General features: G+C 65.3%; 12 protein-coding genes and 1 tRNA gene. 8 read left to right on the forward strand and 5 right to left on the reverse strand.

What is annotated here, in order from left to right; translation table 11 throughout:
• Positions 1-460 precede the first annotated feature (460 nt).
• From ACFOOL_RS13250 to lipB, 4 genes are all read right to left on the reverse strand, one after another.
• Positions 461-2,230 carry an SLC13 family permease gene (locus tag ACFOOL_RS13250; RefSeq protein ID WP_380097638.1) on the reverse strand — a complete coding sequence of 590 codons (1,770 nt, stop codon included), beginning with the start codon at positions 2,228-2,230 and terminating at the stop codon, positions 461-463.
• A 201-nt stretch (positions 2,231-2,431) separates the two neighbouring features.
• Complete coding sequence (gene rimO / locus ACFOOL_RS13255; protein WP_380097639.1) at positions 2,432-3,757, reverse strand: 30S ribosomal protein S12 methylthiotransferase RimO; 1,326 nt, start codon at positions 3,755-3,757, stop codon at positions 2,432-2,434.
• A 133-nt stretch (positions 3,758-3,890) separates the two neighbouring features.
• Positions 3,891-4,505, reverse strand: coding sequence for a DUF4282 domain-containing protein (locus ACFOOL_RS13260; RefSeq protein WP_380097640.1), 615 nt, complete (start codon positions 4,503-4,505; stop codon positions 3,891-3,893).
• Between the two features lie 427 nt (positions 4,506-4,932).
• The gene (gene lipB / locus ACFOOL_RS13265; RefSeq protein WP_380097641.1) at positions 4,933-5,640 is read right to left on the reverse strand and encodes a lipoyl(octanoyl) transferase LipB; all 708 of its coding nucleotides are present in this window, start codon (positions 5,638-5,640) and stop codon (positions 4,933-4,935) included.
• Positions 5,641-5,716: 76 nt separating this feature from the next.
• On the opposite strand from lipB, the gene ACFOOL_RS13270 reads away from it, so the two are divergent.
• The 7 genes from ACFOOL_RS13270 to ugpC all read left to right on the forward strand — a co-directional run bounded on the left by ACFOOL_RS13270 (position 5,717) and on the right by ugpC (position 10,674).
• Positions 5,717-5,950, forward strand: a complete 234-nt coding sequence (locus ACFOOL_RS13270; RefSeq protein WP_380097642.1) for a FliM/FliN family flagellar motor switch protein — start codon at positions 5,717-5,719, stop codon at positions 5,948-5,950.
• Between the two features lie 62 nt (positions 5,951-6,012).
• On the forward strand, positions 6,013-6,138 hold the full coding sequence (locus tag ACFOOL_RS13275; RefSeq protein ID WP_380097643.1) for a hypothetical protein: 126 nt from the start codon (positions 6,013-6,015) through the stop codon (positions 6,136-6,138).
• Positions 6,103-6,187, forward strand: a tRNA-Leu gene (locus ACFOOL_RS13280). Before ACFOOL_RS13275 ends, ACFOOL_RS13280 begins: the two co-directional genes overlap by 36 nt.
• Before the next feature lie 307 nt (positions 6,188-6,494).
• Complete coding sequence (gene ugpB, locus ACFOOL_RS13285) at positions 6,495-7,823, forward strand: sn-glycerol-3-phosphate ABC transporter substrate-binding protein UgpB (protein WP_380097644.1); 1,329 nt, start codon at positions 6,495-6,497, stop codon at positions 7,821-7,823.
• 67 nt (positions 7,824-7,890) lie between these two features.
• On the forward strand, positions 7,891-8,775 hold the full coding sequence (gene ugpA / locus ACFOOL_RS13290; protein WP_380097645.1) for a sn-glycerol-3-phosphate ABC transporter permease UgpA: 885 nt from the start codon (positions 7,891-7,893) through the stop codon (positions 8,773-8,775).
• Positions 8,776-8,783: 8 nt separating this feature from the next.
• Positions 8,784-9,623: a sn-glycerol-3-phosphate ABC transporter permease UgpE gene (gene ugpE / locus ACFOOL_RS13295; protein ID WP_380097646.1), complete on the forward strand. Its 840-nt coding sequence runs from the start codon at positions 8,784-8,786 to the stop codon at positions 9,621-9,623.
• Between the two features lie 4 nt (positions 9,624-9,627).
• Positions 9,628-10,674, forward strand: a complete 1,047-nt coding sequence (gene ugpC, locus ACFOOL_RS13300; RefSeq protein WP_380097647.1) for a sn-glycerol-3-phosphate ABC transporter ATP-binding protein UgpC — start codon at positions 9,628-9,630, stop codon at positions 10,672-10,674.
• Between the two features lie 402 nt (positions 10,675-11,076).
• Here the strand turns inward: ugpC and ACFOOL_RS13305 are convergent, their stop codons facing one another.
• The gene (locus ACFOOL_RS13305; RefSeq protein WP_380097648.1) at positions 11,077-11,433 is read right to left on the reverse strand and encodes a hypothetical protein; all 357 of its coding nucleotides are present in this window, start codon (positions 11,431-11,433) and stop codon (positions 11,077-11,079) included.
• A 118-nt stretch (positions 11,434-11,551) separates the two neighbouring features.
• Between ACFOOL_RS13305 and mgtE the strand changes: the two genes are divergently transcribed.
• Complete coding sequence (mgtE, locus tag ACFOOL_RS13310) at positions 11,552-12,967, forward strand: magnesium transporter (protein ID WP_380097649.1); 1,416 nt, start codon at positions 11,552-11,554, stop codon at positions 12,965-12,967.
• The last annotated feature ends 228 nt before the right edge of the window (positions 12,968-13,195 follow it).

A 13,195-nucleotide genomic window follows, 5' to 3' on the forward strand; every position in this document is an offset into this window, starting at 1 on the left:
AACGAAGTAGAATCAATGTCATGCACGTAGTCCAGAAAATTTAACCGGACAGCAGTGGGCTCGACCCGAGGGCCGGCTTGGGAGCCCCGAAATTCGAGTTTCTTGCGCGTGGACAGTGGCCCTCGGGTCAAGCCCGAGGGCAGCCCGGTGGGTGGGGTGGCGGCGTTCAGATTTTGACGGAAGCGGCGACCGGCGCTCCCCGGAGCGGAGGGTTGGGGGGTGGATTTGCGAGCCACGGTAGGACCCCCACCCCCGACCCCTCCCCTCAAGGGGGAGGGGAGAGTGCCCGGGACGCGGAACGCCATAGCCATTCGAGCGTAGCTCTCATGGCCTTCTGACCTAAAATCGCTCCACCGGAGCGATTTTGCCGAAGGCACGGTCTTGCCACTCGAGCATAGCTCTCGTGGCCTTCTTCGCTCAAATCTCTCCACTGGAGAGATTTGTCCGCTGCGCGGAACGCTCAGAAGGGCCAAACGATCATCAGGGCGGGGACGGCGACGAGGACGACGAGGATGGAGAGGGGCAGGCCGAGGCGCCAGTAGTCGCCGAAGCGGTAGCCGCCCGGCACCATGACCAGCGTGTTGCACTGGTGGCCGATGGGGGTGAGGAAATCGCTGCCCGCGCCGATGGCCACGGCCATGAGGAAGGCCTCGGGGCTGTAGCCGAGGCCGGTGGCGAAGGCGGCGGCGATGGGCGCCATGACCAAGACGGTGGCGGCGTTGTTGAGAAAGGGCGTCACCGCCATGGCGGCGAGCATGATCAGCGCCAGCGCCGCCCAGCCGGGCAGGGTCTGGGCGAGCTGGGTCAGCCAGACGGCCACCAGATCGGTGCCGCCGGTGGCCTGCAGGCTCTCGCTGACCGGGATCAGGCAGGCCAGCATGATCAGGATCGGCCCGTCGATCTGGGTATAGACCTCGCGCAGCGGCAGGGCGCCGGACAGGATCATCAGCGCCGCGGCGGCGAAGAAGGCCGGGGCGACCGGCACGAAGCCCAACGCGGTGGCGGCCATGGCGGCGAAGAGGATGGCCAGCGGCAGGAGGCCGCTGCGCACGCTGCCCAGCTTGATGCCGCGCTCGACCAGCGGCAGGCAGTCCCATTCGCGCAGCAGCTCGGGAATGCGCTTGAGGTGCCCCTGCAACAGGATCACGTCGCCATTGCGGAAGCGGATCTGGCCCAGCCGCTCGGTGAACCGCTCGTCGCGGCGCGAAATGGCCAGCAGGTTGAGCCCGGTGCGGTCGAACAGGGTCAGCTCCTGTGCGCTGGCGCCGATCAGGGGCGAACTGTCCCCGATGATCGCCTCGATGACGCCGACATTGGCGCTGTCGCGGGCGGCGCCGCCCCGGCGTTCGGAAAAGGACAGGCCCGTCTGGCTGACCATCTTGTCGAGCGCTTCCGGATCGCCCTCGACCAGAAGGATGTCGCCGGCGCGCAGCGTCACGTCGGGCAGGGGGGTGCGGCGCCGGCCCGCGGCGCTGACGATGCCGGTGACCATGGCGGCGCCATCGGCGGCGGCATGCAGATCGGCCACGGTCCGGCCGATGGCAGTCGAATCGGGCAGCACCCGCGCCTCGGTGGTGTAGTTCTTGATCTCGATGGCCTTGTCGAGGCCCGACTGCTCGCGCTTGCGCTCGGGCAGCAGCCAGTAGAACAGCCCCAGGAACACCACCCCCACCACCGCCAGCAGGGCGCCCACCGGGGTGAAGTCGAACATGGTGAAGGCGGTGCCGGTCAATTCCTGGCGCACGCCCGAGACGATGATGTTGGGCGAGGTGCCGATCTGGGTCATCAGCCCGCCCAGCAGCGAGCCGAAGGCCATGGGCATGAGGAACATGGAGGGCGAGACATTGGAGCGCCGCGCCATCTGGAAGGCGATGGGCATCATGATGGCCAGCGCGCCGATATTCTTGACGAAGGCGGAAAGCACCGTGACCACGGCCACCAGCACGATCAACTGGGCGCGCGGGCCGGGCAGGTCGGGCGCGAAGCGGCGGATGGCCAGCTCCATGATCCCCGACCGGGCCACCGCCGCGCTGACCACCAGCGCGCTGCCCACGATGATCACGATGTCATTGGCAAAGCCGGTAAAGGCCGCCTCGGCCGGCACGATGCCCGACAGCATGGCCACCAGCAACGCGCAGATCGCCACGATATCGTAGCGCCAGCGGCCGATCATGAAGGCGAACATCATACCCGCAATGATCAGGAAGGCGAGCAATTGCGGGGTTGTCATGGGCTGCTCCGTTACCGGACTACATAACGCGGCAGGCCCACAATAGTCGCATCGGCGCGCGGGGCATAAGCCGATTGTGGGGGGCGCGACGGTTTGGCTGTGGGAAAGGGAGGAAGGAGGATGCCCCGTCCGGCGCCACTGCGGGGCTTCGCGTGGATTGCCGGGACGAGCCCGGCAATGATGGGGGGCGGGGGCGTGGCGTCAATGCCTGGCCGGCTCGGCGAACAGGTCGTATTCGTCGCTGTCGGTGACGGTGACCGGGACGATGTCGCCGATCTTGATGCCGGTGGCGTTGTCGACGATGACCTGGCCGTCGACTTCCGGGGCGTCCCATTTGGAGCGGGCGATGGCGCGGTTCTCGTCCGGGCGGACGTCGTCGACGATGACCTCGATGGTGCGGCCGACCCTGGCGCGCAGCCGTTCGAAGGAAATGTCCTGTGCCACTTCCATCAGCCGGGCGAAACGCTCGTCCTTGACCTCGTCGGGCACGGCGCCCTCGAGCGCGTTGGCGGGGGCACCGGTGACGGGCTCGTAGCGGAAGCAGCCGGCGCGGTCGATCCCGGCTTCTTCCAGCCAGTCGAGCAGGAACGCGAAATCCGCCTCGGTCTCGCCGGGATAGCCGACGATGAAATTGGAGCGGATGGCCAGGTCCGGGCAGATTTCCCGCCACTTCCTGATCCGGTCCAGCGTCTTTTCCTGATTGGCCGGACGGCGCATGGATTTGAGCACGGAAGGGGAGGCGTGCTGGAAGGGAATGTCGAGATAGGGCAGGACCAGGCCCTCGGCCATCAGCTCGATGACGGCATCGACATGAGGGTAGGGATAGACGTAATGCAGGCGCACCCAGGCGCCGAGATCGCCCAGTTCCCGGGCCAGATCGTAGAATTTCGCCTTGACCGGGCGGCCGCGATATCTGCTCTCGGCATATTTGATATCGACGCCATAGGCGCTGGTATCCTGCGAGATGACCAGCAGTTCCTTGACGCCGGAACGCACCAGCCCCTCGGCTTCCGACAGGATGCCGGCGGCGGGACGCGACACCAGGTCGCCGCGGATCTGGGGGATGATGCAGAAGGAGCAGCGGTTGTTGCAGCCTTCGGAAATCTTCAGATAGGCGTAGTGGCGCGGGGTGAGCCGCAGGCCGCTTTCGGGCACCAGGTCCACGAACTTGTTGGGCACGGGCGGCAGGTGGTCGTGAACGGCACTGACCACGCTTTCATATTGATGCGGGCCGGTGACGGCGAGGACGCTGGGATGGGTCTCCCGGATCAGGTCCTCCTCGACGCCGAGGCAACCGGTAACGATGACGCGACCGTTCTCGTTGAGCGCCTCGCCGATGGCCTCGAGGCTCTCCTGCTTGGCGCTGTCGAGAAAGCCGCAGGTATTGACCAGCACCACATCGGCGCCTTCGTAGTCGCGGCTGAACGCATAGCCCTGCGCGCGCAGGGTCGTCATGATGCGCTCGCTGTCGACGAGCGCCTTGGGGCAGCCGAGGCTGACTAAACCGATTTTGGGCGCCTGGGTCATGCGCGGGTCGATGTCCGGTTCTCTGTCTGGATGGCGCGTCATACAGAAAGTCGGGCGGCTGCGCAATGTGACCGCCCTGCCAGCAGGGCGGGGCAGGGTTGCGAGGGGCGGAGGGGTGGGGCCGGAAAGGCGGTCAGGCGGGCGGCTTGGGCGGGGTGCGCTTTGCCGTGCGGCGGGGCTTGTGGGTTTCGCCGGCCCTGGTGGCGGGGGCGCGCTTGGCCGCGGCGGGCGGCGACGGCGGAACGGGCGCGGGGGCCGGGGTGGCCGGCGCTGCGGGTGGGGCGGGCGGCGCGGGCGGAACGTGGGGCACGGGCTCGGTGGCGGGGGTGAAATATTCGTCGGCCTCGGCGTAGTCGGCTTCCTCGCCCTCCTCGGCCAGGTCGCGGATGGCGTCGCGCACCTCGTCCAGCAGCGAGGCGGAATAGCGCGAGCGCTGCACGGTGTCGCCGGCCGCCTCATGGCTCTTGAACCAGACCAGCAGCGCCTCGCAGCCAATGCGCAGGGCGATGAAGGCGAACAGGCCGAAGACCACGATCTCGAGCAGGCCCCAGAGCCCGTCACCGAAACCGGTGCCGAAGCGGAAGAAGAAATGGCTGATGGCCCAGAGCAGGATGGCGGCGAGGCCCAAAGCATAAAGGATCGGCATCAGGCGCGGCGCCAGGATCGCATCGAGACGGAACAGGGTCTGACGGGTCAGGAGGCGTTTGAGATCGTCCAGGGTCATCTTGTCCTCGATAGTCTGGGCCATGCGGGCCAAAGGGCGCCGTCCGGCGCTTCCCCCCGAAAACACCATTTTCGAATCGGCCTGACAAGACTCCTCGCCACCGGCAGTTCGGCGGGACGCGTTGCGAAGCGTGGATTCATTCCTCCGGCGGGGAGCAAGGGCACGGCTATCGCCGACGAATGCCGATGGGTTCCCCTCACGCTTGTGGGGAGTGTTCATTTCCCCACAGGGGGCTTCCCTCGGGCTTGACCCGAGGGCCTCTATCCACGTGCAGGAAACCCGGGTTTCAGGACGCCCAGGCCGGCCCTCGGGTCAAGCCCGAGGGCAGCAAAGTGCTTGTGTGGGCAACAAAAATCAATCCAGGAGGGTCCAAAGTAAACACTCCCTGGGAGGGAGGCGAAGGGAGCGGAGGCGCGGATTTATCCATGCGGCGTTGGCCGGCAGAGGGAACTCAGCCCGTGGGGCCGAAGATCGCTTCGAAGCGGGCGCGCAGCACCGAATCGACCTCGGCCATGGACAGCAGCACGCCCAGATCCTCGAAGGAGGTGACCCCCTGATCGGCGATGCCGCAGGGCACGATGCCGTCATAATGGGAAAGATCGGGAGCGATATTGAGGGAAATGCCGTGGAAGGTGATCCATTTGCGCACCCGCACGCCGATGGCGGCGATCTTGTCCTCGCGCCCGAAACCCTTTTCGGGCCGCGGGACCCACACGCCGACGCGGCCCTCGCGGCGCCCGCCGGCGATATTGTGGGCGGCGAGGGTGTCGATGACCCATTGCTCCAGCCCCTGCACCAGGCAGCGGATGTCGCGGCCGCGCCGCGTCAGGTCGAGCATGACATAGGCCACGCGCTGGCCGGGGCCGTGATAGGTGTATTGCCCGCCGCGCCCGGCGGGGTAGACCGGAAAGCGCGGATCGAGCAGGTCCCCGGGCCGGGCCGAGGTGCCGGCGGTGTAGAGCGGGGGGTGTTCGAGCAGCCAGACCGCCTCCGGCGCCGTTCCGGCGGCGATGGCGGCGACCCGCTCGTCCATCATGGTGAGGGCCGCCGGATAATCGAGCGGCGCCTCGAAAATGCGCCATTCGACCGCCTGGCCGTCGCCGCGCCAGAGTTTTGCGCCGCTTTGGCACGTTTCGTCCGGGCTCGTTAACACTTCCATAACCAGAGCTGACCGACTTTCCTCGTTACCGAATCCGCACGCGGGGCGCGGATCATCTCGCTCGAACGTCTTATCTATGAACACATTGGACAATATTGAAGTCGATATCACGGTGGAGCTGGGCGCGACCACCATGCCGATCCACCATTTGCTGCGCATGGGGCGCGGCGCGGTGATCGAACTGGACGCCACCGAGGACGATCCGCTGAGGATCTACGCCAACAATACGCTGGTCGCCAAAGGCGAGGTCAATGTGGAAGAAGGGCAATTGCGCGTCTTCGTCACCGAAAAGACCGCCCGGGGCGGCTGAACCGGGAGCGCCGGCCGGACCGTCCGCCGGCGGCGGCGCCGAAGTCTCCACAAGCCGGAAGAATGACGATTTATCCGCTTGAGGTTGTGGAGGAGCTTTGCTACACCGCACTCGCTTCGGTGCCGCTGGCGCAGAAGCTTCTACCACACAGTGCGGTCGTGGCGGAATTGGTAGACGCGCAGCGTTGAGGTCGCTGTGCCGCGAGGCGTGGAAGTTCGAGTCTTCTCGACCGCACCATGTCACTTCGGTGACGACGAGGAAGCTGCCTGCGGGCGGCTTTTTTGTTTTTGGGGCCTCGCCATTCGAGCATAGCTCTCATGGCCTTCACACCTGAAATCGCTCCACCGGAGCGATTTCGCCGCGAAGCGGCCGGTGTGAAGTCATCGATCCTTCATCAAAGCTTCAAGCAAGCGTCAAGCGCGCTGACTAGAGAGACCGCGGCGCGCCGGTGGTTTCGGTTGGTTTCGGATGGTTTCGTCTCTCCGGCCCGGCGCCGCAGATGACAGGTCCGGCCGGTGCCGGGCCGGCCTATTGGGAGACTGACATGAAGACCGTGAACCGCGTGGGCCTCGCCGCCCTTTCGCTGATGCTTTCGACTTCGGTGGCGCTCGCGCAGACCGAAATCAACTGGTGGCACTCCATGGGTGGCGAACTGGGCGCGCGCCTGGAAGGCATCGCCGCCGATTTCAACGCCAGCCAGTCCGACTATGTGGTGGTGCCCTCCTATCGCGGCGAATACGAGGAATCGATGGTCAACACCATCGCCGCCTTCCGCGCCGGCGAGCAGCCGCACATCGTGCAGGTCTATGAAGTGGGCACCGGCACCATGATGGCCGCCAAGGGCGCCGTCTATCCGGTCTATCAACTGATGGCCGACCATGGCAGCAATTTCGACCCGAGCGCCTACCTGCCGGTGGTGACGGGCTATTACACCGACACCGAGGGCAACATGCTCTCGATGCCGTTCAACTCCTCGACCCCGATCCTCTACTATAACAAGACCGCCTTCGAAGCCGCCGGCCTCGACCCGGACGTGGCGCCCAGGACCTGGGACGACATCGAAGCCTTCAGCCAGCAGATCATCGACGCCGGCGCCGCAAAATGCGGCTTCACCATGGCCTATACCGCCACCTGGCTGGGCACGGAAAACCTCTCGGCCCTGCACAACGTGCCCTATGGCACGCTGGAGAACGGCTTCGGGGGCCTGGGCAGCGAGCTGACCTTCAACCACGACCTGGCCGTGCGCCTGTGGGAGAAGCTGGCCGAATGGCAGCAGTCCGGCGTCTATTCCTATGGCGGCACCGCCGGCGGCGCCGACAACGCCCCGAAATTCTACTCGGGCGAATGCGCCATCTACATGAACTCCTCGGCCTCGCGCGCCGGCGTGCTGGCCAATGCCGACGGGTTCGAGGTCGGCTTCGGCATGCTGCCGGTGTTCGGCGACGTCGCGGGCGCGCCGCAGAACTCGATCATCGGCGGGGCCACGCTGTGGACGCTGGCCGGCCACGAGGACGCCGAATATGAAGGCGTCGCGCAGTTCCTGACCTATCTGTCCTCGCCGGAAGTGCAGGCCGCCTGGCACCAGGCCACCGGTTACCTGCCGGTTACGCTGGCCGCCTACGAACTGAGCCAGGAACAGGGCTATTACGACGCCAATCCGGGTTCGGACATCGCCATCCAGCAGATCAACCTCAACCCGCCCACCGAGAACTCGAAGGGCGTGCGCTTCGGCAACATGCCGCAGATCCGCACCGTGGCCGACGAGGAACTGCAGGCCGTGCTGAACGGCTCCAAGACCGCCAGGGAAGCGCTGGATTCCGCCGTCGAGCGCGGCAACCAGATCCTGCGCGAATTCGAAGCCGCCAACCAGTAAGCGCGCTCACCCTATCGAAAGGCCGGCTCCGGCGGGGCCGGCCTTTCACCATCCGGACAGGCGGACGATGGAAACCAAGCGAACGATTTTCCCCAACAAGGGGCTGCCCTATCTGCTGGTGGCGCCCCAGTTGATCATCACCTTCATCTTCTTCATCTGGCCGGCCAGCCAGGCGGTGAAATCCTCGTTCGAGCGGCAGGACCCGTTCGGCATGTCCACCCAGTTCGTCGGGCTGACCCATTATCTGCGCCTGTTCCAGGACCCGTACTACCTCGCCTCGATCGGGCGCACGGCGCTGTTCGCGGTGGCGGTGACGGCCATTTCCATGGGCTTCGCGCTGGTGCTGGCGGTGGCGGTGAGCCGGCTGATCCGCTCGGCGCAGGCCTATACGACGCTGCTGGTCTGGCCCTATGCGGTCTCGCCGGTGGTGGCAGGCATATTGTGGTGGTTCCTGTTCAACAGCGCCACCGGCATATTGCCCTTCGTGCTGCGCTATTTCGGGGTGAACTGGAACGCCAACCTCAATGGCGACCACGCCATGATCCTCATCATCGTGGCGGCGAGCTGGAAGCAGATCTCGTATAATTTCCTGTTCTTCGTGGCGGGGATGCAGTCGGTGCCCCATTCGCTGACCGAGGCGGCGGCCATAGACGGCGCCGGGCCGTGGAAGCGATTCTGGACCATCGTGTTCCCGCTGCTCTCGCCCACCACCTTCTTCCTGTTCATCGTCAATGTGAACTACGTCATGTTCGACACGTTCGGCATCGTCGCCGCGACCACGGAGGGCGGGCCGAACCAGGCCACCAACATCCTGGTCTACAAGGTCTATTCGGACGGGTTCATCGGCCTCAATATCGGCTCCTCCTCGGCGCAGTCCGTGGTGCTGATGCTGTTCGTCATCCTCCTGACCTTCGTGCAGTTCCGCTATGTGGAACGGCGCGTGCAGTATTGAGGCACCCCATGGTCGAGAACCGTCCCTTCCTCAATCTCCTGACGCATCTGGTGCTGGTGCTGGGTGTCGTCATCGTCGCCTTCCCGGTCTATGTGGCGGTGATCGCCATGACCCACACCGAAACCGTGCTCAATACCGGCGCGCCGCTGCTGCCGGGGGGCGAGCTGTTCGCCAATCTGGAAAAGGTGTGGAACTTCGATCCGCCGGGCCTGCCGCCGTTCCGGGTGATGGTGTGGAATTCGACGCTGATGGCGCTGATCATCATGGCCGGCAAGATCGCCATCTCGATCGTCTCGGCCTATGCCATCGTCTATTTCCGCTTCCCCTTCCGGGTGCTGGCCTTCTGGATCATCTTCATCACGCTGATGCTGCCGGTGGAGGTGCGCATCATCCCCACCTATGAGGTGGTGGCCAATCTGGGCATGCTCAATTCCTATGCCGGGCTGACCATTCCGCTGATCGCCTCGGCGACCGCCACTTTCCTGTTCCGGCAGTTCTTCATGACCGTTCCGGACGAATTGATGGAGGCGGCGCGGGTGGACGGGGCCGGGCCGGTCAAGTTCTTCTTCGATATCCTGCTGCCGCTGTCGCGCACCAATATCGCGGCGCTGTGCATCATCCTGTTCATCTTCGGCTGGGTCCAATATCTCTGGCCGCTGCTGGTGACGACGCGGGAAGAGCATTTCACCCTGATGATGGGCGTCAAGCAGATGGCCGGCGCCCAGGAAGTCGATCCGCAATGGAACATCATCATGACCGCCGCGGTGCTGGCCATGCTGCCGCCCGTCCTCATCGTCATCCTCATGCAGCGCCTGTTCGTCAAAGGCCTCGTGGAAACGGAGAAATAGCCAGATGGCAAATATCGACCTCAGACATGTCCGCAAGGTCTATCCGGGCAATGTCACCGCCATTCACGGGCTCGACCTCGAAATCGAGGATGGCGAGATGGTGGTGCTGGTGGGGCCCTCGGGCTGCGGAAAATCCACCCTGCTGCGGATGATCGCCGGGCTGGAGACGATCAGCGAAGGCACGATCTCCATCGGCGCCGAGGTGGTCAACAGGAAGGAGCCGGCCGAGCGCGACATTGCCATGGTGTTCCAGAACTACGCGCTCTATCCGCATATGAGCGTGCGGCAGAACCTCGAATACGGGCTGAAGAACCGCGGGACCCCACGCGGCGAGATCGACCGCCGCGTCACCGAAGCGGCGCGGGTCCTCGAGATCGCGCCCTTCCTCGAGCGCCGCCCGCGCCAGCTTTCGGGCGGGCAGCGCCAGCGCGTGGCCATGGGACGGGCCATCGTGCGCCAGCCCAAGGCGTTCCTGTTCGACGAGCCGCTGTCCAATCTCGACGCCAAGCTGCGCGGGCAGATGCGCATCGAGATCCGGCGGCTGCAGCGCTCGCTCAAGACCACCAGCGTCTATGTGACCCACGATCAGCTCGAGGCGATGACGCTGGCCGACCGGCTGGTGGTGATGAATGGCGGGCGCATCGAGCAGGTCGGCAAGCCCATCGAGCTCTACGACCGGCCCGCCAGCCTGTTCGTGGCCGGCTTCATCGGCTCGCCGCCGATGAACCTGCTGCCGGTGGAGGCGCTGGCGGGCCTCGCCGGCGCGGCGCTGCCCAGCCTGCCCCGGGGCACCGACATCGTCGGCATCCGGCCGGACGGCATCGCCTTCGGCCCTGTTCCGGACGGAATCCCGCTGTCCGGCAAGGTGGAGCTGATCGAGCCGGTGGGCGGGGAAAACCACCTCTATGTGCGCGTCGCCGGACTGGAGCAGACGCTGATCCTGGTGCAGCAGGGCCGCTCGGGCACGAACGAGACCGAGAGGGTGGAGTTCACGCTGCCCTTCGCGGCGCTGCACGCCTTCAACCGGGAGAGCGGCTTGCGGATGGGGTAGGCCTCACCCCCACCCTCCGCCCAACCCACAAGAACGGCAAATACACCATCTGCTTCGGCGCCATCCCCGTCGCAACCATCGATCTCAATACCCAGAACTGACTGTCAGGCATGTCTCCGAACACCTGTCAGGCATCTCTCCGGGCTTTACACTTGTCCGGGCAATCCAGGGGAGCATTGCAAAGGTGGATTGCCGGGACGAGCCCGGCAATGACGAAGGAGATGGGTTTAGGGCTGGTGGGGCGTCGGGGCGGCTGCCTGGGATGGCGTGGGGTGGGTGGCGGCGAAAGGACGGCGCGTTCGGCAGGCAACAATCGCCTTCCCCATCGTCACTACCGGGCTTTACACGCGTCCCGGTGGTGACCGCGAGGAGAGAAGCGATTCCACGCCAACGCCCGATGCTCTAATCGATGCTCTTTTTGAGGCTTTCGGGGGCCTTGAAGACCCAGGCGTCGTGCAGGCGCAGCGAGAGTTCCTCGTCGCCGATCTTTTCGAGGTCGATGAGCATGGCGTCGTAGCCGACATAGTGCTCGGTCTCGAAATAGATGTGGGGCGAGATTTCCATCAGCAGAACCTTCTGGTCGACCGGGCATTGCAATACGGCGGTGGCCGGATCGAGCAGGCGGACAAAGGCCACGCCGCCGACCGCGAGGGCGGGGGTGCGGTAGCTGGTGGATCGCTCCACGCCGGGCAGGTTGCGGGCAGCGGCGAGGCGGAGCAGGCGGGCGAAACTGGTGTCGAGGGAAGGGCTGTCGGTCATTTGAAGATCATCTCCCCGAAACGGCGAAAAAGCGCGAGGACGACACTGGCGCAACGCAGGACGATTGGCTACAGCTTGTCCCGCCCCTGAAACCCCCAGGACACGCAAAGGGCTCCCGATGAGTGACGATTCCGACATTCCGCCCGGTGGCGAGACCTGGGTGGCGAGCGACGCTTTCCGCGACGAAGAGGGCCAGATCGGCGCGCTCTGGCTGGAGCGGCTGAAGGCGTTCATCCTCGGCCGGCGTAGCGAGGACATGGCGCTGGTGATGGCGCCGCTGCACATCGCCGATGTGGGCGACGTGCTCGAACAGCTCGAGGCGCAGGAACGCATCGCGCTGGTGCGGATGCTGGGGGAGCGGTTCGATTTCTCGGCGCTGACCGAGGTGGACGAAAGCATCCGCCTCGAAATCATGGAAGCCCTGCCCAATGCCGAGATCGCCCGCGCCATGGCGGAACTCGACAATGACGACGCGGTGTTCCTGCTCGAGGACCTGGAGAAAGCGGACCGGGACGAGATTCTCTCGGCCCTGCCGGCCTTCGAGCGGCTGGCGCTGAAGCGAAGCCTCGACTTTCCCGAGGATTCCGCCGGGCGGCGGATGCAGACCGATTTCATCGCCATTCCGCCGTTCTGGACGGTGGGGCAGGCCATCGACTATCTGCGCGCCGACCAGGACCTGCCGGACGAATTCTACCAGCTCTATGTGGTGGACGCCGCCTACAAGGTGCTGGGCACGCTGCCGCTGGACAAGTTCCTGCGGGCCAAGCGCGCCACCCGGATCGAGGCGATCATGAATACCGGCCAGGTGCTGGTGGACGCGCTGGAGGACCAGGAGGAGGCGGCGCGCAGCTTCGAGCGCTACGACCTGGTGGAAGTGGGCGTGGTGGACGAGAACGGGCGGCTGGTGGGCGTGCTGACCATCGACGACATCGTCGACGTGATCCATGAGGAAGCCGACGAGGACATCAAGCTGCTGGCCGGGGTGGGCGACGAGGAGGTGTCGGACACCACCCTCGACACGGTGAAGAGCCGCATGCCGTGGCTGTCGGTCAACCTGGTCGCCGCCGTGCTCGTCTCCTTCGTCATCGGGCTGTTCAACGCCACGATCGAGCAGATGGTGGCGCTGGCGGTGCTGATGCCCATCGTCGCCTCCATGGGCGGCAATGCCGGAACCCAGACCATGACGGTGACGGTGCGCGCCCTGGCCATGCGCGAGCTGGAGGGCGGACGACTCAGGCGGCTGATTCGCCGCGAAATGGTGGTCGGGGTCGCCAATGGGGTGATTTTCGCCATTTTCATCGGCGTCGTCACGGCCTTCCGCTATGGCAGCATGGCGCTCGGTGCCGTCATCGGCAGCGCCATGGTGATCAACATGATCGTGGCCGGAACCTTCGGAATTCTCATTCCGGTGACGCTGGACCGGCTCAGGGCGGACCCGGCCATCGCCTCGGCCGTCTTCGTTACCACCATCACCGACATCATTGGTTTCTTTGCCTTTTTGGGCATTGCGGGGCTGTGGTTCGGACTGTTTTGAGGCGGTGCGAGGACAATTTGATGGCTGTGGAGTGTTGCAGTTTGGTCGCTTGCTTCCCATCTGCCGGACGGTTAACGATTCCATACCGGCGCCGGGACTCGAGCCCGAACGCCGGAGTGGACGACTGACAAGGAGCGATCTATGCGCAGTCAACCCAAGGCCAATGTCTGGCAGACGATGAGCTGGGCGCTGGTATGCCTCTTATCCATGGGGCTGGTTTTCTCCGTA

This window comes from Devosia honganensis, from assembly GCF_042648785.1.
Taxonomy (GTDB): domain Bacteria; phylum Pseudomonadota; class Alphaproteobacteria; order Rhizobiales; family Devosiaceae; genus Devosia; species Devosia honganensis.